14 protein-coding genes are annotated in these 22,793 nt (G+C 41.1%); 4 read left to right on the top strand and 10 right to left on the bottom strand.

Annotated elements, in window-relative coordinates; translation table 11 throughout:
* Positions 1-362: 362 nt before the first annotated feature.
* A complete protein-coding gene (locus EV194_RS15260) occupies positions 363-791 on the top strand; it encodes an OsmC family protein (protein ID WP_132435134.1) in 429 nt (142 codons plus the stop codon).
* A 331-nt stretch (positions 792-1,122) separates the two neighbouring features.
* Positions 1,123-2,409, top strand: a complete 1,287-nt coding sequence (locus EV194_RS15255; RefSeq protein WP_132435132.1) for an O-acetylhomoserine aminocarboxypropyltransferase/cysteine synthase family protein — start codon at positions 1,123-1,125, stop codon at positions 2,407-2,409.
* Between the two features lie 115 nt (positions 2,410-2,524).
* Here the strand turns inward: EV194_RS15255 and trhA are convergent, their stop codons facing one another.
* From trhA to EV194_RS15230, 5 genes are all read right to left on the bottom strand, one after another.
* The gene (trhA, locus tag EV194_RS15250) at positions 2,525-3,172 is read right to left on the bottom strand and encodes a PAQR family membrane homeostasis protein TrhA (protein WP_132435130.1); all 648 of its coding nucleotides are present in this window, start codon (positions 3,170-3,172) and stop codon (positions 2,525-2,527) included.
* Positions 3,172-4,740, bottom strand: a complete 1,569-nt coding sequence (locus EV194_RS15245) for a SulP family inorganic anion transporter (protein ID WP_132435128.1) — start codon at positions 4,738-4,740, stop codon at positions 3,172-3,174. Before EV194_RS15245 ends, trhA begins: the two co-directional genes overlap by 1 nt.
* A gap of 332 nt (positions 4,741-5,072) precedes the next feature.
* Positions 5,073-7,877: a LamG-like jellyroll fold domain-containing protein gene (locus tag EV194_RS15240; RefSeq protein WP_132435126.1), complete on the bottom strand. Its 2,805-nt coding sequence runs from the start codon at positions 7,875-7,877 to the stop codon at positions 5,073-5,075.
* Positions 7,878-8,054: 177 nt separating this feature from the next.
* Positions 8,055-9,608 (bottom strand): right-handed parallel beta-helix repeat-containing protein, encoded by a 1,554-nt coding sequence (locus EV194_RS15235; protein WP_132435124.1) that lies wholly within the window; start codon positions 9,606-9,608, stop codon positions 8,055-8,057.
* A gap of 45 nt (positions 9,609-9,653) precedes the next feature.
* Complete coding sequence (locus EV194_RS15230) at positions 9,654-10,313, bottom strand: LuxR C-terminal-related transcriptional regulator (protein ID WP_132435122.1); 660 nt, start codon at positions 10,311-10,313, stop codon at positions 9,654-9,656.
* Between the two features lie 456 nt (positions 10,314-10,769).
* On the opposite strand from EV194_RS15230, the gene EV194_RS15225 reads away from it, so the two are divergent.
* Positions 10,770-12,062: an aminotransferase class I/II-fold pyridoxal phosphate-dependent enzyme gene (locus EV194_RS15225; RefSeq protein ID WP_132435120.1), complete on the top strand. Its 1,293-nt coding sequence runs from the start codon at positions 10,770-10,772 to the stop codon at positions 12,060-12,062.
* 157 nt (positions 12,063-12,219) lie between these two features.
* On the opposite strand, the gene galB is transcribed toward EV194_RS15225, so the two are convergent.
* From galB to EV194_RS15205, 4 genes are all read right to left on the bottom strand, one after another.
* Positions 12,220-14,958, bottom strand: coding sequence for a beta-galactosidase GalB (galB, locus tag EV194_RS15220; protein WP_132435118.1), 2,739 nt, complete (start codon positions 14,956-14,958; stop codon positions 12,220-12,222).
* A 226-nt stretch (positions 14,959-15,184) separates the two neighbouring features.
* Complete coding sequence (hflC, locus tag EV194_RS15215) at positions 15,185-16,126, bottom strand: protease modulator HflC (RefSeq protein ID WP_132435116.1); 942 nt, start codon at positions 16,124-16,126, stop codon at positions 15,185-15,187.
* A gap of 13 nt (positions 16,127-16,139) precedes the next feature.
* A complete protein-coding gene (gene hflK, locus EV194_RS15210) occupies positions 16,140-17,126 on the bottom strand; it encodes an FtsH protease activity modulator HflK (RefSeq protein WP_132435114.1) in 987 nt (328 codons plus the stop codon).
* Between the two features lie 24 nt (positions 17,127-17,150).
* Positions 17,151-19,364 (bottom strand): bifunctional alpha,alpha-trehalose-phosphate synthase (UDP-forming)/trehalose-phosphatase, encoded by a 2,214-nt coding sequence (locus EV194_RS15205; RefSeq protein WP_132435112.1) that lies wholly within the window; start codon positions 19,362-19,364, stop codon positions 17,151-17,153.
* 440 nt (positions 19,365-19,804) lie between these two features.
* On the opposite strand from EV194_RS15205, the gene EV194_RS15200 reads away from it, so the two are divergent.
* Entirely contained in the window at positions 19,805-21,625 is a 1,821-nt protein-coding gene (locus EV194_RS15200; protein ID WP_132435111.1) for a glycoside hydrolase family 15 protein, read from the top strand.
* Positions 21,626-21,732: 107 nt separating this feature from the next.
* Here EV194_RS15200 and EV194_RS15195 read toward each other — a convergent pair whose 3' ends face one another.
* Positions 21,733-22,713, bottom strand: coding sequence for a tetratricopeptide repeat protein (locus tag EV194_RS15195; protein WP_132435109.1), 981 nt, complete (start codon positions 22,711-22,713; stop codon positions 21,733-21,735).
* Positions 22,714-22,793: the final 80 nt, after the last annotated feature.

Here is a 22,793-nt window from a genome sequence, read left to right as displayed (position 1 = left end):
AACTTAAATTGTGACCGTCTATTTTTCATAAGTTTCAGTTTTTGAATTGTTTTAAAAATCGTTCAAAAACGGTCAACCTATTTCAGGACGGCACATTCTATTACCCTCAATCCAGAACTTTAAACTTTAAACTCCGAACTCCACCACCTTATCACCTTGTCACCCTGTTACCTTGTCTCCATGTTACCCTGTCACCATTCCTTTTCCCCGTCTCCGGTTTCCGATTTCCGGTCTCCCTTCTCCCATCTCCGTCCCCTCCCTCCCACATTTATGGTATATAAAATGCCTTATCTGTGGGATTTCACAAAATGTAGAAAGCGACCATCTTTGTAATATCAAATAACAACTTAAAACAATTCATCATGACACATTCAACCATTTCAACAAAAACCGGCACCAATGCCCGCCTTTTTAGTCTGGTGATAGACGAACCGGTAAATCTTGGAGGAACTGACATTCAGACCAATCCCGTTGAACAGGCTTTAGCCGGCCAAGCTGGTTGTTTAAACATGATGGCACACATTGCTGCAAAAGAACTGGGAGTTAAACTCAACAAATTATCGGTAGAGATATCCGGCCAGGTGAGTTTCTCTTTTAATCAGGATGAACCGACCTCAAATCATAAATTCCAAAGCATCGATGTCAACTTTCAGGTTTATACCGATTCTGATGATGAAAAGTTGTCACGGTGGGAACAAATCATCAGGGAACGTTGTTCTTCTGATGGTGAACTAAGCAGTTCTGACACACCTCTGTCCATCGCTTTCAGCAAATTTGCTTCTGTGTATTAGAGGTTGATGGGTCAATAGGTTACGAGATGATTTAATGAACATATTAGAACAAATTAAAGTGTGGATTCCCACACTTTTTAATTTAAACCAATAGCCTTTAGTTAAGCCTGAAGGGCTTAAATCTCAATAGACTCCGGTGTAGCCGGAGGGGGAGAAAGTCATGGGAGTAAGACCCCAGAAGTGTTCAACCCCATTCGGGGTTGAATTTTACAGGTATTTTTTAGCCAAGAGTTTCGCTCACGGTTATTCACATATAACCCCTATCGGGGTTGAAAAATTGCCATAGAAACTAAACGATATTGAAATATAAACATTAAAAAACCAATGAATTATGAAATTTGAAACTTTACAACTGCATGCGGGTCAGGAAGTTGACCCTACTACCAATTCACGTGCAGTGCCCATCTACCAAACCACATCTTACGTATTCAACAATTCCGAACATGCAGCCAATCTTTTTGGTCTGAAAGAGTTCGGCAATATATACACCCGTATTATGAACCCCACCACCGATGTGTTTGAAAAACGCATTGCAGCGCTCGAAGGCGGGGTGGCTGCGGTAGCGGTTTCATCGGGACAGGCAGCGCAATTTCTGGCCATTACCAACCTGGCAGAAGCGGGCGACAATATTGTTTCTACCTCATATCTTTACGGAGGAACCTACAACCAGTTTAAGGTACAGTTTAAACGCTTGGGCATCAAAGTTAAATTTGTAGATGGCGACAAACCAGAAGAATTTGAAAAACAGATAGACGAAAACACCAAAGCGCTCTTTCTGGAAACCATTGGAAACCCTCGTTTCAACATTCCGGATTTTGATGCCATTGCTGCCATTGCAAAAAAGCATAACATACCGTTGGTTGTGGACAATACCTTTGGTACAGGCGGTTATCTTTTTCGCCCCATTGAGCACGGCGCCAATGTGGTAGTTGAATCGGCCACCAAATGGATTGGCGGTCATGGAACCTCCATTGGTGGAGTGATTGTTGATGCAGGGAATTTTAACTGGGGCAACGGAAAATTCCCACAATTCACCGAACCATCGGAAGGGTATCACGGCCTAAAATTCTGGGAAGTTTTTGGCGACCAGGGGCCATTTGGCAACATTGCCTTTGCCATACGAGCCCGGGTGGAAGGATTGCGCGATTACGGAGCTGCTTTAAGCCCATTCAATGCTTTTCAGTTGATTCAGGGATTGGAAACCCTTTCGTTGAGGGTTCAAAGAACTGTGGATAATGCCCTGGAACTGGCCAAATGGCTTGAAAAGCATCCAAAAATTGAAGAAGTTTACTATCCGGGACTAGCTTCCAGCCCGTATCACGAGTTGGCAAAAAAGTATCTTAAAAATGGATTTGGCGGAGTGCTCTCGTTCAAAGTAAAAGCCGGAAAAGACGCAGCAGATACAGTGATCAACAGTCTTGAACTCATCAGCCACCTGGCCAACGTCGGCGATGCCAAAACATTGATTATTCATCCGGCATCAACCACACACGAACAGTTAAGTGCCGAAGAGCAAATCAAATCAGGTGTAGCTCCGGGTGTTCTCAGACTCTCGGCTGGCATTGAGCACATTGATGACATTAAGGCGGATTTGGAACAGGCCCTGGGTAAAATTTAAGAACCACAAGTTTATACCACATAAGGCACATAAGGAATATTTGATTTCTTATGTGCTTTTTTTTGTTCATTAAACATCAATTTTTCAGCAATCGGAACTTATAACAGCGATTCCCTTATTTTGTATATAAGTAAACAGCGATAAAATGACAAACAGCGGCACTCAGTACGAAGAAATGAAAAATGGCATGATTGTATGGGATGCGTTTTATCTGATAAATGACTGCTCCCGATGTATATAAAAAACCACCTGCTGCCAGCCACATGAGACCTGCAAAAGAGAGATTGTTAATCAAAGGTTTGATAGCAATCACCACAATCCAACCCATGGCTACGTAGCCAATGGTAGAGAGCAGTCTGTATCTTCCGGCAAAAAATATTTTCAGGACAATTCCTGCGATGGCAATGCCCCAAACAATTCCAAAAATGGTCCATCCCCAGCTGCCTCGCAAAGTTATCAGAGTAAACGGGGTGTATGTACCGGCAATGGAAAGATAAATGGCTGCATGGTCAAATACTTTCAGCCGAAGTCGTTGAGCCGGCTTTTTTGATTTATGATAAAGCGTTGATGCCAGAAAAATGGTAAAGATGCTTACACCATAAATGGTGTAAGCCACCCAGTGCCAAACATCGCCAATGGAAGCGGCTCTTATCATTAACAACACAAATGCCACAATGGCAAACAACACACCAACCGCATGACTGCGAACGTTGAGTTTCTCTTCAGCAGGACTATATGCTGTTATGGTGGTTGAATTTTTCATTATTTGCCTTCGTCCAATTTCTTTTTATCCTTAATGTTAAGAGCCACCTTATATGTTGGGTCGTCCATAATATTGATATCAATAATTTTATCTGCATTTTGAAGCAACTGATAGCAATCCCTACTCAAATGCCGAAGTTGTATCTTTTTCCCAACTGCAGTATATTTTTCAGTCAATTTGTTAAGAGCTTCAATGGCACTCATATCTGTTATGCGGCTCTCTTTAAAATCAATAATCACATCATCAGGGTCATTAATCACATCAAACTTTTCATTAAAAGCCATCACTGAACCAAAAAATAAAGGGCCAAATATCTCGTAATGTTTTACTCCATTTTTGTCCACATGTTTTCTGGCACGAATGCGTTTTGCATTTTCCCATGCAAAAACCAATGCCGAAATGATTACACCAATCAAAACTGCCAACGCCAGGTTATGTAAAAACACTGTTATGAGTGTCACCACCGCCATCACCAGGATGTCTGATTTAGGCATGCGGCCAAAAACTTTTAGACTAGCCCATTCAAAGGTACCAATTGCAACCATAATCATCAAGCCCGTAAGTGCAGCCATGGGAACTTTTTCAATCAAACCCGAACCAAACATTACAAAAACCAACAACATTACAGCTGCCACAATCCCGGACAACCGAGCTCTGGCGCCATTCGAGGTATTAATTAAGCTTTGTCCTATCATCGCACAACCACCCATACCGGAGAAAAATCCGGTGGTAAAATTGGCCATTCCCTGAGCAAACGATTCACGGTTACCCCACCCCCTTGTTCCGGTAATTTCATCTACCAGATTCAAGGTGAGCAAACTCTCAATTAACCCCACACCTGCAACAATAGCTGCATAAGGAAAAATAATTTGAAGAGTTTCAAATGTCAAAGGTACTTTGGGAATATTGAATGGAGGAAAACCTCCCTGTATGGAAGCAATATCTCCAACGGTTGTTGTGTCTATATTTAATCCGGCCACTATTGCAAACACCACTAAAATGGCTACCAATGATGATGGAACAGCCTTGGTAAACCTTGGCAATAACCAAATAATCATCATGGTTAGAACTACCAAACCTAACATTATAAACAGTGGCTCCCCGCTCATCCAACTCAACACCCCATCAAACCCACGTTCTTTAAATTGATCCAATTGCGACATAAATATGATGATTGCCAATCCATTTACAAAACCAAACATTACAGGGTGCGGCACAAGCCGAATAAACTTCCCAAGTTTAAGAACTCCGAAAAGCATTTGAAGCACTCCCGCTAATACAACTGCAGCAAATACATATTCAACACCATGCGAATGAGCCAATGTAACAATCACTACCGCAATGGCACCTGTAGCTCCGGAAATCATTCCGGGACGACCTCCAAAAATAGACGTAATTAAACCTACAGTAAATGCAGCATATAATCCGGTAAGTGGGGATAACCCTGCAATTAATGAGAAAGCCACGGCTTCAGGTATCAATGCCGTGGCTACAGTAATTCCACTTAATATCTCTGTCTTGTAATCAATCTTTTGCCTGTAATCAAACAGACTCAGTAATTCCTTCATTCAGATTGGTTTAAATCATTAATTTGCAATGTTTAAATTACAATTTCTTACGAAAATTGAGCCGCAAAGTTAACAAAAACACCTGAAATAGGGAATAGACCTTTTAAAACAAGTGGTGTTTTTCATAAAATTAACAAAGCAAGAGAATGCCTAACTCAATATTTTTTCAAAAATTTGGATGGAATGAGGGTTATAGTTTATAGTAAAAAACAGCCCGTGAGATGCAAGCCATCTCACGGGGTGTTCTGATTCTCATAATCCCAAACCCATCAGCAAATTATACATCTATTTTAAAAAAGCACTTCTGTTTGGCTTTAAAATTGAGGAGCCACCTACCTCTCTAAAATTATTTTTTGGATGGCGAAACCTTCATCATTTTCTAATTTCAGAATATAAATTCCAGGGGGCACAATTGAAACATCAATTTGCGCCTCATTTATATTCAAAATCAATTTATTCAAAACCACCTGTCCACTAATATTATAAAGTTTAACAGATGTTATGTTGCTTTTGTCAAATGCGTTGCTTCTAATAAACAGCAAATCATTTGCAGGTATCGGCCAAACATCTATTGTCTGATTCTTGTTTTGTTCAAATTCAGTAAAACTATTGGGAACAATTTCAGATATAGAACTCACTTCAAAATCGGATAGTGCGTAATTATAAATTCTAAAATCATTAATTGCTCCCCCAAACAGAGGGTCTGGAAACTGACTTCGACCAATGTAGTTCAAAACAGGTTTAATATCCATAGGACTAATCGAAAAGTTGTCTGATTCGTCAACCAACTCACCGTTCACATACAAACGAGCTTCTGAGCCACTTATGGTTATCGCAACATGAGACCATCCCCCAAGTGGCAGCATTGGTGCATTTAAACGTTGCTCTTCTCCATGATTTTTAATTGCAAAACGAAGTTCTCTTGTATTTGACTCTGTTGTAAGAAACATATACTCATCCTCTCCGTTTCCGAAATCAAAAATACGCTGCCACATGGCATTTCTATTGGGATGAACCCAAGTGGCTATGGTAATTTCCGGGTGATTTGCTACAGTATAAGGTAATTGAATAAAGGCATTTGATCCATTAAGCCGGATGGCTTCATTCGTTGCATTTCCTTCAACATAAGATACACTTCCAAAAGTTGCACTATGGTTTAAATTGGCAGTATTATCGAACGTATTTCCGTCAAAAAGAAGTTGGGCAACCAGATCATTATCCCAATTAGCAATAGCAACCACTTGATTAGAGTTTTCGGAGCGATTCAAAGAGAGATCCTTTGCTCGGACTACATAATAATACTGAATGCCAACGTCAACAGAATTATCAACAAAAGAAGTGGTAGTAACATTTCGGGCAATTGTATTGTAAGGTCCCGTTTCTGAATCTGATCTTAAAATGGTATAGCCTGCAACATCCGCATCAGCACTTGGAGACCATTCCAACCTCACAGAAGTCGAATTCGCAATGGCTGTAAGGTTTTGAGGAGCTTCCGGCGCGTTGAATTCTACCGGTGCATCAACAGGAATAAATCGCCATTGTTGGTTGGCTCTCCCATTTTTAGCTCCTTGTACAATACTTGCACCATTTGCTGTACTGGAGTTTGCAATTTCAAGACACTTTGCACTATGCCGGCTTCGGATATAAAACCATCCATCCTCAGCATATTCAAGATACCACTGTTGATTTCCTCCTTTTACGTCATTCCAAACAATGATATTCGCTCCATCTTCAAGAGACCAATTAAGTACATCCGGTGCCAAGCCACTATGGACACCGGTAATGGTAAAATAACTAAAGTCGCCGCCTATCCTTGAGTCTGCCGGAGTAACATTCCACTGCTGGTATCCTGCATTTACAAACGTTCCTTGCCTTAAATTAGATCCGGGATTGGACGATCCTCCGGCCACCTCCATCACTCTGCGACTGTTTCGATTAACAATTACATACTGACCATCTATAACCGGCTGAATATCGTCACCCCAAGTAATATTAACAACTCGCTCTGCATTGGTTTGTCCTTGTTGGTAGCCTGTTCCACCCGGTAACACCATGGTGTATTCCCGTTGAGGCCCGTGTCCATCAAAAAAAACATCCATCTCTTTCGAAACAAAGCGATAAGAAGTAGTAACTGCCTGTCTTTCTGAAGTTCCGCCAAAAGCCTGTATTTTACCTTCCGGAGATCTGTAAACCGAAGCCGCAGTCCAATTAGGTCGGTGTTCAGCATAACTTAAACGCTCTCCATCACTTGCCTTTACAAACTCTCCACGCGCATACTCAGCTGTGCCCCACCAAATCCCTGTTTGCATTCCGTATTCTACACCAACCATTGCCTCCATCACATTATGCAACTCGTCATTCGTGGCATGATGTCCATTTGCTCTAACTGTTTCAAAAAACAATGCGTAATTATTAAAGCTCCCGGCTAATTGGTGTGTATTTCCCTCATCTAACCTATCCTTTAATTGGTTATACCAAACCAATGCTTGATCGGCATTAAGGGTATTTCCTCCCGAAATTCTGATGTTCTCAAAACGAGGATTTTCTCTCAATAAACCTGCAATATTATAAAAATCAGTAACTGATCCCTGTCCCCATCCATAATCAGGCTCATTAAAAGGAGAAACGGTAACGACGGTACGTCCATGCTCCTGATGGAGCCTTGTAGTTACATCTATCAACTGAGCCCAACGCTCTGCATTACCATTGAACCATGGATCGACAGACGGATGATCACAATTCAGAACAACTTGAGTGGTGGATGGCAATAGATCAATGATCCGTAACCGTTCATTAAGAATTGACATCTCTTCAGCCTGCAACTCACCATCAATTAATGGTGCTGTTGGAGTAAAAGAAGACCTAACCAAATCAACCTTATGCTCTCCCATAAATGCAACTCCTCTTCTGATATTTGATTCACTAAGCCAAGCCAAATCTAGCCCCCAAATTATCGGCATTGATACACCAGCATCAAAAGGATTAAAGAATAAAGAACGATCAGGAACCGGATGAGCGATGAGGTTGGTGCTTGTACTTTCGGATTCTTCAATCAAATTGGCTTGCTGAGCATTTGTTGACAGATAATGAAAGAACAAGAAGACCAATATAACCGCAGTCAGATAAAGATTTTTCATAATTATACAGATTTCAATTTTTACAAACAAAATTAACAGAACGTCGCGATAATGAATGTCACAAATTTTACAAACAACTATAATAAATTCACATTAATTACGAGATATGAAAAAAGCCTTTATGCAGCACGTTGCTGCATAAAGGCTTTTTCAGTATTGAATAACCATCAGAACGATCTATTTCACAATAATTTTATCCATGACAGATCCTTGATTGCTCTCTATCTGTAATATGTATATACCTGGGAGTATGCTTAAATTTATCTCAAACCTTTGCGATCCGGTCATAACATTTCTTGCAGTGACAAGATTTCCACTTAAATCATAAATCCTGACAAATGAGACTTTCGCCATCTCGCTAAACTTAATCCATAAAACTCCATTCTCAACAGGGTTCGAAAACACGATCTTATCATTTTGTTTCATTTCGGAAACGGAAGTCGCATCGTCATCAATATCAAGCTCATAAGCTCCCATATCAGGAGCTGTTCCATAAAAAGGCTCACCAAAATCAACACCACCATTAATAATAACCGTTCCCGGAACAGGTTTCAACAAATCAATTTCCGGTAACGAGCCATCTATTTCACGAGGCCCGACAGCAAGAGCTGTGTTAACGCTAGCAAACATACCATCTGTGATTGCTACACTTTGTTGCCAACTATTTCCAACAATCAGTGCATTTGAAGGCATTTCAGCCAAAACACGAGCCTTAGCGCTCAAGTTATTTCTAAAAACAGATTGCCCGGTACTCGGGTTATTTGGGAAACTAAAATTACGATCGTTGTTATAGGCCGTGTTATGAAGCAATGTTAAAGGTGCCGTGTTATTGTTATGGTCAAAACCCTTACCTTTATTATCAAATGCAAGGCTGCGTCTGATGATGTGAGGTCCAGGTTCATGATTACCACCAAGCTTAAATCCATTGCCACCGCCTTCAAAGTTTGCGGGATTGCCGAAAGAAGCCGGATCTCCGTTTCCAAATGCCCAACAGTTTTCAACAATTATGGTCTCCAGTGCTCTCCAAAAATCATATCCATCATCCGAGTTTTCCCATGCCCTGCAGCCATACAAACGATTACCCGGTCCAATATTATTAAATTTAACACCGAACCCATCGGCATTATTCCCAATTCTTGGAGTTCTGTTTGTGTCATAATTAAAATTCAGAAAAGAATCACAGTTCTTAATCAAATTATGAGAAGCACTTCCTGCCATGTGAATTCCTGTGTCATGATTCCCTGTTGCAGTAATCTGCTCAAGAATGTTGTGACTTCCATCCATTCGGATACCATTATGGGAAGCATTTTTAATGGTTAACCCTATTAAATGCCAGTAATTGGCATTTAATCTTATTCCATGATAATTATTCTCTTTTGGTTGAGAACTAAAATCAAAAACCGGCACTTCACCTGGATAGGCTGTTACAACAATCGGCTTTGATGCTGTCCCATTGGGGGAATTCATTCGAATGATGTCGCTGTGCTCATAAACACCGCCTCTCACAACAATTACATCTCCTGCGCTAACTCTGCCAACTGCGTAATTTAGTGTAGCAAAGGGGCTCTCTTTTGTTCCATTGTTCCCATTATCACCATCCACCGCTACATAAAAAACCCGATCGCCTTGTGGTATTTCTCCATTAAAAACGTTGAGATGATTGGCATTAACGAAGGTACAAAAGCCAAAAACAACTGTTAAAATAAAAACAGCAAAAAACTTATAATTCATAAAGCAAAAATTAGATAAAAAACTTCAGTGAATCACCACCACTAACTATATATAATACTCAATATTATCTATCCACCCGGCCCGAATGGCATACATAATCAATTCTGAACTACTGTTTACGCTAAGTTTACGGAAAATGTTTTTGCGGTGGGTCATTACGGTATGAAAACTGATGTTTTTATTGGCAGCTATCTCCTTGGTAGTCATTCCTTCTGCTATCATTTTCACAATCTCAGTTTCTGTTGCAGTGAGATGAATTTCTTCATTCTTTTGTTTGATTTTGGGCTCATCCATGATGATCTCCAATACCTCTTCCGAATAGAATTTTCGACGTCGAATGGTGGCATCCATGGCCATGAACAATTCCTCCTTGCCGGTAGTTTTACAAATGATGTTTTTTATTCCAGTTTGGTTGAGCTCATTAAAATCGTGTTTTAAAACCTGATTGGTTAAAATTAAAATGCCCATATTGGGGTAAGTTCTCATCATTTCAGAAATCGAATCAAAACCGTTATAATCCATGGTTGCAAAATCGGTAATCAACAGGTCAAAGCTTTCCGTACGAAGCAATTCATTTAGCTCAAACAGACATCCGATAACCCCAATCAACCTGAATTTATCAGATTCGGCAATCAGTTTCTTCAACGATTCCGTTATCAGGTATTGAGAATCGGCAATAACTACACTATAAGCTCTTTCAGGCATAATAAGTTAAGAGATTGGATGAGAATAGAAAGTCAAAAATAATAAAAATTGCCGCTTGGTGAAATTCAAAATGATTGATAAAGACTCAATACGAAAACTCAACTATTTTTTAAAGAGATTGAGCCTCCATAAAAATCCATTGAGTCGTGACTCTTATAAGTTTTTATCCCTCTACCTGATTACTTTCGAAATAATACCAATATTCATAATATTTTATCAAAATAAAAGCAAAATAAGACGATTTGACTACAACTGAAATCTCTCTTTAGAAAAAAAAATCAGGGTTTTACACCCTGATTCTCAGCATCTCATTGAACTTTATCTCTTTACATGGAAGAAATATAAAAGGTTTTCTCCTTAAAAAAGAGTACTTTTGTACAAGGTTGTGTGTGCATCATCACCACACACACAATCACCACAACTACAGCCACTTAACTTAAAATAATAATTTATAGTATGAACATTCAGGCAGAGGAACTCAACAAAACACTACAAGAGGTTAATCCGGCTCTATTTGATATGTTGTCGGAACGCGGGAAAGCCATTTTCTTTCCCAAAAAAGGGATTCTTGGTCAGAGTGCTGAGGCCAAAGGCACAACCATTAATGCTACCATCGGGGCAGCCATTGAAGACGACAATACCCCCATGCGCCTGAAATCCATCAGCAAAAATCTGAACATTGACGCATCTAAAGCATTTCCTTATGCACCAAGTTTTGGAAGACCCGACATCCGTGCTCGCTGGAGTGGAATGATCCATCAGAAAAACCCGGCTTTGGGTGATTCTCTCATCAGCTTACCGGTGGTGACAAATGCATTGACTCACGGAATAAGCATGGCCGGTTATATGTTTGCAAATGCGGGAGATGAAGTTCTTGTTCCAAGTCTTTTCTGGGGCAATTACAATCTGACATTCATCAACGCATACGATGCCAAAATAAAACCATACAACCTTTTTAAAGACAGCGGCCTGGACATAGAAGCCATGAGTTCTGAACTGATGAGCGAAGGCGACAAAAAAATATTGCTGTTAAATTTCCCTAACAACCCCACAGGATACTCTCCCACTGTTAATGAAATGAAGGAGATCGTTGCATCAGTAGAGAAAGCAGCCAATGCCGGGAAAAAGGTGGTTGTAATTTGTGATGATGCTTACTTCGGATTGGTGTTTGAAGATGGCATTGAAACCCAATCGCCATTTGCATGGCTGGCAAAGCTTCATGAAAATGTACTGGCCGTAAAAGTGGATGGGCCAACCAAAGAAGATTATGTTTGGGGGTTCAGGGTAGGTTTTATCACCTATGGAATTAAGGGTGGCACTGAGGAGCTTTATAGTGCGTTGGAGAATAAAACAGCCGGAGCTGTTCGTGGAAACATCTCCAATGCATCAAATCTTTCGCAATCATTACTGCTTGAAGCTTTTGATTCTCCGACCTACAAAGAAGAGAAAAAAGAAAAGTTCGATATATTGAAAAGCCGTTATAAAGCAGTTAAAGAAGTGCTCAAAGACTCAAAATACGCTGAATACTTTAAAGCATTACCATATAACTCGGGTTATTTCATGTGTATTGAACTTAAAGAAGGCATTGATGCCAACACCGTTCGTCAATTGTTGATTGAAAAATACAGCATTGGCGTTATAAGTCTCAATAACCTGCTGAGACTTGCGTTTTCAGCTGTTGCGGCAAAAGATGTTCCAACGCTTTTTGAAGGAATATATTCTGCCTGTAAGGAGGTAGCAAACAGATAGGTAATACCAGACATACAAAATGAAAATTAAAAAACCACGAAACTGTTTTCGTGGTTTTTTAATTATTCATTGTACCCGATGCTTCGGAAAAACGTGCATAAGCATATATTTCTATTTACTTGTTGTGAATTACATACGCATGCACGCTTCATCAAAATTAAGGGTGGGTTTGTACTTCAACTGTGGCACTTTTCAACCCATCAGACTCAGCGTGAACCCGAATGGTTCCGGGTTTATCGGGAATCCCCCTGACAATAACCAGACTCAATCCATTAAAAGCATTTCGTTCATTTGACGGAAAAGCTACAAAATCACGCGGATCACCACTATCGGTAGCGACGATCTCACCCGGTCCTTCAATACTAAACCGGAGTGGGTGCTTTGCATCCGGTATGACTAATCCATCCTCATCAGTTACTGAAATAGTCACAAATGAAAGATCTTTTCCATCAGCTTTAATTCTGTCACGATCAGCTTCAGCGTTCAGAGATTCGGCAGCACCAGTTGTTTTAACAACACTTTGCGCCCACTCTTCTCCGTTTTTGTAGGCCACAACCTTTAACTCTCCTGGTTCATAAATCACGTCATCCCATCGGAGACGATACTCAAAGTCACCTTTCTTCTTTCTTCCAAGCGACTCACCGTTTAGGAACAATTCAGCCTCATCACCCGATGTAAACACATGCACCGGCGTTACTTTACCGACTCGGTCGGGCCAATTCCAGTGAGGAAGAATATGAGCCATTGGCAATTCCGGGTGCCAATGCGATTGATACAGGTAAAACCGGTTCTTTTTAAATCCTGCCAAATCTACAATGCCAAAATAAGTACTTCTTGCATCATAATATGGCGTTGGTTCACCTAAATAATCCCAACCACTCCATACGAAACCTCCTGCCACAAAGGGGTGTTGAGCCTTAGCTGCAAACACCCGGTCAACAGAAGATCCAAAATTTGCAGTGTATAATTCATACGCACAAACTATCAGATTTTCAGAATCACCTCCAATTCCATCGCTCACCGGAGCGCTCGAATTCGGGGTAACGGGAAACAAATACTCTCCCCTAATACTTAATGCTGCTGCATTTTCACTGCTGATGATCATTTTGTTGGGAAATGCCTCGTGAAAGTCCGTGTACAAGGGGTGTGTCCTAATGCCTTGCAAATGTTCATATCCCGGATGAATCCGAATACCTTCTCCCTGGTAATTTAAGCTGATGATGTCCATGGTTGCAGGCATTGGCATATCAGGCTTGGCAAAATTCATGGAAGCCGTTGTTGGACGGGTTGGATCTTCATCCTTTAAAATATCATTGAGCTTCTGAGACAGAGCTGCACCGTCATCGCCGGTATATTGTTCGCCTACTTCATTTCCGTAGCTCCACATGATGACCGATGGATGATTGCGATCCCTTCGCACCATTGCTCGTAAATCCTGCTCATACCAATCGGGAAAAATCAAATGGAAATCGAACGGCACTTTTCTTCTTTCCCAAACATCAAACACTTCATTCACCACCAAAAAACCCATTTTGTCGGTCAACTCCAACAATTCTGGTGCGGGAGGATTGTGAGCCATGCGTATGGAGTTTACTCCTGCTTCACGCAGAATTTCAAGCTGACGTTCTGCTGCTCTTTTGTTGAAAGCAGTTCCCATTGGGCCCAGATCATGATGCTGGTTAACGCCTTTTATATAAATATGCTCACTATTTACAAATAAACCGTTAACCGGGTCAAACTCCAAGGATCTAATTCCAAATGGAGTCTCAAAAACATCAACTACTTTTCCGTCTTTCTGAACTTCAGTAACGGCAAGATACCTGTTAGGAATTTGGGTAGGAAGTGGTCCCCATAAACGTGGATTAGCAATGGTAACACTGCTGTTTACAGTTGTTTTTGTTTTAGCTGCAACATTTGCACTTTGAGGTGCAAATTCAATGACTCTATTTCCAGTTCTATTTCCGTTTGAGTCTAATTCATATACAAAGGTTACAATTTCAACATCAGCATTCTCATTGGATTTGTTATCAATAGTAACTTCCAGATCAACCACTGCTGACTCTTCTGAAACATCTCTTGTTGTTATAAAAGTGCCCCATTGTCCGACGTGGATGGGCTCCGTTTTAATGATCCACATGTTTCGGTAAATTCCACCTCCCGGATACCAACGTGATGAAATGGGGGGATTATCTAAACGTATGGCCAATTGGTTCTCACCTCCCGGTATGATGTATGGGGTTAAATCCAATTGCCATGAGTTATATCCATAAGGCCAACCTCCAACAAGATGTCCGTTTAACCATACCATGGCATAAGACATAGCCCCTTCAACTTCCAGATAAATTTGCCTTCCGGAATCAGATGAAGGAATATCCAACGAGCGTCTGTACCAAGCCACTCCGTGGCTTGGTAATCGCCCCATGCTTCCACTCACTTCATATGTAAAAGGCTCCCGGGCACCCCAATCGTGAGGCAGGTTTACTTTCTCCCAATTACCATCATCAAAACCAGCCTGAACAAAGGGGAAATCAAATCCGGGATATCCTTCAGGTCTGACATGGCGCTTAGCAGGGTCTTTAATAAAATCATTCCCTGAAGGGAGAATCCATGCTTTTAGAACAGACTCCTCTCCCTCAACCCACTCTCCCTCAACAGGCTGATCATCTGCTTCTCGTTGATCAATATCTTCATCAACATCAGGTCTGACATCATATATCAAACCATCGGCATCAGTTGCATCATCGTATCTAAAAAAACGCCACCCGTCATTAATGGATAGCCTTTCTCTAACCTGATTATCAGATTTTTCAGTGCATGAAGCCAACAAGATAAAGGCAAGAGAAGAGACAAAGACAGCAGATAGTTTTTGTCTCTTAAAATAGTCAAAGAAATACATAGAGTTTGAATTTGCGAAGTTTAACTTTATTTGGCTGCGTGGTAATGGGGCTGATTCGTGCAAAGAAATGTCATGAATCTACAATACTAAATTACTAATTCTCAACCTGATTTCAATAAAAACTTGAGAAACATCGCCCAAATTGACAGAATTTTACACTTTTCCACATAAAAAACGCCTGATGCAATCACATCAGGCGTTCCTTAAGAAAATAGTTTACTACAGATTAATGCATCCTCTTCAGATACTTATACAAATCGCTGTTGGTGGACAAAATAACCTGTGTTTCTTTGTCCAGTGTTTTCTCGAAAGTTTCCAATGACTTAAGGAAAGCATAGAGTTCCCTTGCTGCATTATTCCTGTTATATGCCGCGGTATATATGGCAGCAGCTTCAGCGTCTGCTCTACCCATAATCTCTTCTGCTTGACGAAAAGCCGCTGACTGAATGGTTTGCAACTCACGCTCCTTTTCACCATTAATAACCGATGCTTCGCCCTGTCCCTCAGAACGAAATTCATCGGCAATACGCAAACGCTCACTGATCATTCGGTTATAGACCTGCTCGCGTACCTCGGGGACATAGTTGATCCGCTTAATCTTGAAATCGAGGATTTCAAGACCCAACTCGCGAGCCTGTTCGTTGGCCGATTGACGAATCATCCTCTGAATGCGATCCCTACCTACTTCAATATGCATCAAAGAATCACCAATCATATCACCAATAATTCCCGACGAAACAGGCTCCCGATTACTGGTTCTTACTGCCTCTTCGAGATTATGACTGGCGATAAAGTCCCTCGTTTCACCATCCAAAATATCGGCTAATCGGGACATCGCACTCCGTTCATTTGTAAAACGAATGAAGTATCTCAGTGGATCAACAATTTGCCATCTGGCATAAGTATCAACGAAAATAAATTTTTTATCCTTAGTAGGAATTTGGTTTGGATCACCATCCCATTCCAAAAACCGTTTTTCGATAAAATTTGTTTTTTGAATAAATGGGACTTTAAATTTCAATCCGGGCGTAGTAATGGCCTCGCCTACCGGCCGGCCAAACTGGGTAACAACCACCTGTTGGGTTTCATTAACCACATATGCACTTTGCGATACAACCACCACCAGGATAACAGCTGCTACTATTAAGTATATTAAATTCTTTTGCATGGTTCTCTAAATATTAATTTGATTCTTTTTTCTGACCTTGACTTAATTGCATCTGCAACAATGGAAAAACATTGTTGCCATCCTGATCGGTAATGATCTTATTCCCCATTTGAGGGATCACCCTTTGCATGGTTTCAAGATAAATTCGTCGTTTAGTGATTTCAGGTGCTCGCATATATTCATCAAACAACAAATTAAAACGGACTGCCTCTCCCTGCGCATTATTCACACGTGCAGTTGCATAACCCTCTGCTCGCTGAATGGTCTCCTGTGCCTGTCCGCGCGCTCTTGGAATGACCCGGTTGTATTCCGCTTTGGCTTGATTAATCAGCGTCTCCCTCTCCTGTTGAGCCTGGTTAACCGCATTAAAAGCAGGCTTAACCGGATCGGGCGGATTTACATCCTGTAAAACAACCTGCTCAATTCGTAAACCCAAAGAGTATTCATCCACCAAGCCCTGAATCAAGTCCCTTACGGTTTGAGCAACTTCGGTACGTCCAACGGTAAGCACTTCATTCACAGTTCTGTCACCCACAATCTGGCGCATGGATGATTCAGAGATGTCTCTTAACGTACCTTCCGGGTTTCTAACCATGAAAAGATATTTGTATGGGTCTTGAATCCGGTATTGTACTACCCACTCCACATCGGCAAGATTAAGGTCACCTGTCAGCATCAGAGATTCATCGGAAGTACCCCTTTTAGTGTATTCTGAGCGCACATCTGTGGATACTGTTCGAAACCCAAACTCCTGTTTCTGCTGACGTTCAACCGGAACTTTTACCAATTTCTCCACAAACGGCATTTTGAAATTAAGTCCGGGGCTTACTAGACGTTCAAATTTCCCAAAACGGGTGATTACTCCAACCTCTTCCGAAGCGATCTGAAATATCATATTCCAGGCCAGTACGGCCAGCAAAACAATCCCCGCCAAACGGGGAATGTTTCCAAAAATGTCCTTCACAAAAGGAGGAACATCAAACTCACTGTGTTGATTCATAAATTATATCAGTATAAAATTAAATTACTTTTTCTTTGAAAGTTTTTTGAGGAACGCTCTTACTGCCTCCACAGTTTCTAGTTTATAAGCTGCATTGGTATGCTTAATCCCAACTTTAACGGTAATGGCAGTCTCGGGTAATTCTTTAAACAGGAACTCATCAGTCCAATCATCCCCAACACCCATAATAAAGTCAGCATTCATATTGAGCAGAAAACTGTTGGCTGCTGCACCTTTGTTCACGCCTCCGGTTTTAACCTCAACCACTTTGTTTCCTTCCATAATTTCGAGGTTGTGGTTGGCTACCAACTCTGTTAGTTCGTCCCTTAACTCTTTGGCACGAAGTTCACCCAACTCAGCTTCCGCTCGACGGAAATGCCATACAAGCGAGTAGTTTTTTTCTTCAAGAAATGACCCTGGTGTTCGGTCAACATAACTTTCCAAAACTGGTCTAATGGTGGGCATCCAGGAGTTGGATGCGTTTGTGAGCATATTCCAGTCTTCACCGATCCTGCGCAACCACACCCCATGTTCGCAAATCAGATTAACATTATGTCCTTCAAACCATTTGGAAAGAGTCTCTTTGTCTCGTCCACTAATAATGGTGACAATATTCTTTTCCGATTCAGTTAGTTCATCAATTAGTTTTTTCAGTTCAGCATCGGGCTGAACCTCTTGCGGATCGGCTTTAAACCCGGTAAGAGTGCCATCATAATCCAGAAAGATGGCGCGTTTGCCTGCCTTCTCAAATTTATCGATGATGGTTTTCCCAACTTCAGGAGTAATTTTTTTAGCAAGAAAATCCTTTTGGATTTTATTCACACGATTAAGCGCACCTACAAACTCCTTAGCCCACTTGAAAACATCGTAACGTCTGATTCGTTTCTGCATGGTAGCCATCCGTTTTTTCTGTTCATCCAGAGGCATTTCCAATGCCTGAAGGATGGCTTTTTCCATCTGATTTTCGTCATTGGGATTAATAACAATGGCCTCTCCCATTTCTTTTACAACGCCGGCCATTTCACTTATTACCATGACCCCGGTCTGGTTAATTCGAGAAGCAACATACTCTTTGGCTACCAGATTCATGCCATCACGAACCGGGGTAATCAGAGCCACATCACACATGCTGTAAAGTTCTACCAGGTTTTGGAATGGCATGGTGCGGTAGAAATACCAAACAGGCGTATAGTTAATGTTCCCATAAAGGCCGTTAATGCTGCCTACTAACTCTTCCACCTCACTTCGCAGACGTTGGTAATGAATCACATTGTTGCGCGAAGGCACAGAAAGCATTATAAGCGTCACCTTTCCACGATATTCGGGATGATTTTCCAGAAAACGACCAAAAGCCCTCAGGCGGTTGGGAATCCCTTTGGAGTAATCAAGCCGATCGATGGAGAGAACCAGTTTCCTGTCAGGATCCATCAGGAAATACTTCTCCAGTTCGCGATGAACTTCAGACCTCTCTTTAAGAGGTGTTTGGTTAATTTTAATGGCAGCATCATCAAATTTCTTATAGTCAATTCCCATGGGGAATGCATCGGCAAGAATGATGCGGTCATCAATGTGAATTTCGTTAAACGTAATCTCATACCCGAATAATCGACGAACACTGCTGAGAAAATGTCGCTCATAATCATAGGTGTGAAATCCGATCAGATCGGCTCCCAACAACCCTTTGAGCAATTCATCCCGCCAGGGAAGAATTCTGAATACTTCATAGGATGGAAATGGAATATGCAAAAAATAACCGATGGTGATGTTCGGCTTCTTGCTCTTGATCATTTCAGGCACCAACATCAACTGGTAATCGTGCACCCAAACGTAATCTCCGTCTTCAATAACTTCGAGAGTTTTATCTGCAAATTTTTGGTTTACCTCCACATAAGCATCCCAAAACTCCGCATGAAAGTCCACATATTGAGCAAAATAATGAAATAAAGGCCAGATGGTATTATTACAAAACCCCTCATAAAACTCCTCCACCTCGTGATTGCTCAAATGCACCGAAACACAACCCTCCTTCTCCAATAAAGCATCAATTCGAGCCAAATCTGCGGGCGATTGACTGTCAGAAGCAACTCCTGGCCAACCAATCCAGTTCCCGCTGAAATCTTTGTAAACTGAATTCATTCCTGTGGCTAAACCGCCAACACTGGGCGTTAAAGTCGGATTTCCATCATCAAAGCTGATACTAAAAGGCAATCGGTTCGATACAATATGCAGTTTCTTCATAGTGATAAAAAAATTTAGGATTATTGTTTATAAAAAGCTCTGGTTGTTTTTCAACCGGAGTTATGCAACCGCAAGGATTTTATTGCTATAAACGGTTCAATTTTGTTTGATTTGAATCATTTATGTTTTCTTAATAAACCCAAAAGTCGCTCTCATTCGTTTAAAGAGATATATGCTTGCTATTGGACAAATAATCAATGCAGCCAGAAAAACAAATGAGTAAAAGTGAAGTCAAAAATTTCTTGAAAAATTTTTGAATGGTCTTACTTTTAACAATTCAACCGTTAATCCTGTTTAATTTATTATACAGATCAATCCGGTTTCTAACAAAGATAAAAAAAAGTAGGACTTTTTTGCTCAAAACAGAGATAAATTCCTGATTTTTGAAGATACAAAAGAAAATAGTTATTTAATTGATTACTGAAATTTTGACAGCGCGTATGAAGCAATTGTGTGATAAGGATCTGAACTATGGAATTATTGGTAACTGCAGAAGTGGTGCTTTGGTTTCCGACAAAGGAAGTATCGATTGGTTGTGTTTGCCAAAGTTTGATTCTGCCTCGGTTTTCGGGAAAATTCTTGATGATAAAAATGGTGGAAGTTTTGAAATAATTACTGATACGGAATCCCGCATCATTCAAACTTACGATGGGAACACGAACATTTTAATTACCAGGTTTCATTGTGAAGATGGAGTATTTGAGGTACACGATTTCATGCCACGATACAAGTTGGATAGTGGCCAATACTACACACCACCCGATTTAATTCGATTTTTTAAACATGTTGAAGGAGCCCCAAAGTTCCGGATAAAGTTTAATCCAAGACTCGAGTATGGCAGGTTTGATACGAAAATTCAGATTTATGACAAATATGTAAAGGCGCAAACCACCAAGGGTAATTACGATTCGATGTACCTTTACACCAGCATGAACAATTCAGATGTGGCTTGTCAGCAGCTCATCACGCTTTATCGTGATGAGTTTATTCTGGTGAGTTACAACCAGAAACTGCTGAAACAAACTATGGAGCGTTCCTACATGAAACTGATGCGAACAAAGGCCTACTGGCTAACATGGGCGAATCGCACCACTCATTTTGGAAAATACAACGACATCATAGACAGAAGTGCCCTGGTTTTAAAGCTTTTGAGCTACCAAAAAACCGGAGCCGTTCTCGCGGCTTTAACAACTTCTCTACCGGAAACCATTGGCGAAGTTCGCAACTGGGATTACCGCTTTTGCTGGATCAGGGATGCTTCAATGGTTATAAAAATCATGTCTGGCTTAGATCACCACAAACTGGCCAATCGATATCTGAACTTCATTACTCATTTGTTGCCCGAGAAAGATGAAAAAATACAGATAATGTATGGGATTAATGGTGAAAAAAAGCTGACAGAATTTGAACTGGATCATCTGGAAGGATATTGTGGCAGCAAACCGGTAAGAATTGGAAACGCAGCATACAAACAAAAACAAAATGACATTTACGGCATCCTGATGGATGTGATTTACCAGCATTTTCACCTATTTTCGGTCACACTGGAACATAGCGAAGAGCTTTGGACCATCACCAGAAACATGGTGCGATCTGTGCAAAGAAACTGGCACAAACCTGATAAAGGAATTTGGGAAATGCGGCAAAACAACAAACACTTTACCTTTAGTAAAGTGTTGTGCTGGGTGGCCATTGACAGGGCAGTAAAAATTGCCTCGCTTCTTCAACAAAACAAACAAGTTGATGAATGGCTTCCACTGCGAGATAAAATAAAAGCGGACATCATGGAAAATGCCTGGTCGGAAGAGAAACAATCCTTTACACAGGCTTATGGACATGAAGATCTGGATGCATCGGTGCTGTTGATGGAAACTTATGGATTTATGTCACCCCAGGATCCGAAGTATGTCAGCACTGTACTGGCCATTCAAAAAGAACTTGAGCACAAAGGGTTGATGTACCGATACAAAAACAAGGATGATTTCGGTGAACCATCTTCAGCTTTCACTATTTGCTCATTCTGGCTGATCAAAAGTTTGTACATGATAGGAAAAAAAGAGGAGGCCATTGAAAAATTTGAGAAACTTCTCTCTTACTCTAATCACCTGGGACTTTTTAGTGAAGATCTTGATTTTGAGACCAAACGACTGCTGGGAAATTTCCCTCAGGCATACTCTCATCTGGCTTTAATTGAAACGGCCATGGTGCTTGGCGGCGGTCAATTAAGCAGGGAGGAGATTTTGTTGCAAATGTTGCATTAGGGTTTAGAGTTGATGGTTTAGGGTTTAGGGTTTATAGTTTAGGGTTTACAAAACTATCAACCATAAACTAAAAACTTTGAACTTTGAACTAAATTTTAAAACAGTCGTCACTTAATCAGCAACCAATTGGCCAACATATCGTACTGTCGTGCATTTTCCGACATCCAAACCATAACTTCTGAAGGATATCGGCTGTAGGCAGTATGCATGGCCAGTGGCATTGAAAAGTTAAGCCGGGCTACTTGCGCAAAAAAGTCAGAATAAAAAACCCACAAAGCATCCTCAGAGGTGATATCTGCAAGCTGCAAACTTTGTAGTAATGCATTGGTCTGGTTCACATACCAATTGGCACGGGATGCATCATCGACTAATCTTTTTTCGGGCAGTTCCGGTACAAAAGGGACTGAAAAACCGCGGCTCACATTGCTGTGCCGCGAAATACTTGCCGATGAAGCACCCCAGGAGTCATATAGCCTTTCAAGAACACGAACCAGTTCAACACTTTCAGGCGTGTCATGATGCAGCATAAGGTAATATAACAAAGGTAATGCTGCTTTTAAATTCTCTCCCCTACGGTGCATTTGTTCGCCCAATAAGAGGTGCGCCGGAGCAAATGCAGGCTCGGCATGAATGGATTTTAATAAAAGACGCTCTCCCTCCTCCTTGTCAAAAGGGATGAGCACTCTTCCGGCATGAAACAACAACAGATAATCCCCGGAAAACAGATCTAACCCCTGCTCCATCCAACGATTTCGCTGTCGCACATTTCCCAATTGCTCATGAGCTAAAAATCCGGCCAGAAAAGCATCCGGCGATGGGTTCAATCGGTCTCGACGGGCATCGGCTGCTTTTTCCAACGCTCTCTGCGCATCACCTTGCAGGATATAGGCCAATGCCAATCCTCCAAGAACCTCTCCATCATTGACGCCAAGCAGAGTTGCCTGGTTCAAATAAACCATGGCAGAATCTACTGAACCTGCTTGCAATAACTGTAAGCCACGTTGTTTATATTCAGTGCCTCCAAGTTGACTGTAAACCGGGTGCAATAGGGCTCCAAAGAGCAACATACTTATTAAAAATATCTTCATCCTTATCAACTGATTACCTAATCTTTCGATCATTTTTTATAATAAATTCAGGTTCGTTGTTGAGCAAAATTTGTACTAGT

Source organism: Natronoflexus pectinivorans, from assembly GCF_004345615.1.
Lineage (GTDB): Bacteria > Bacteroidota > Bacteroidia > Bacteroidales > Marinilabiliaceae > Natronoflexus > Natronoflexus pectinivorans.
Note: the sequence above shows the minus strand (reverse complement) of the source record. Positions and strands in the feature narration are given on the sequence as shown.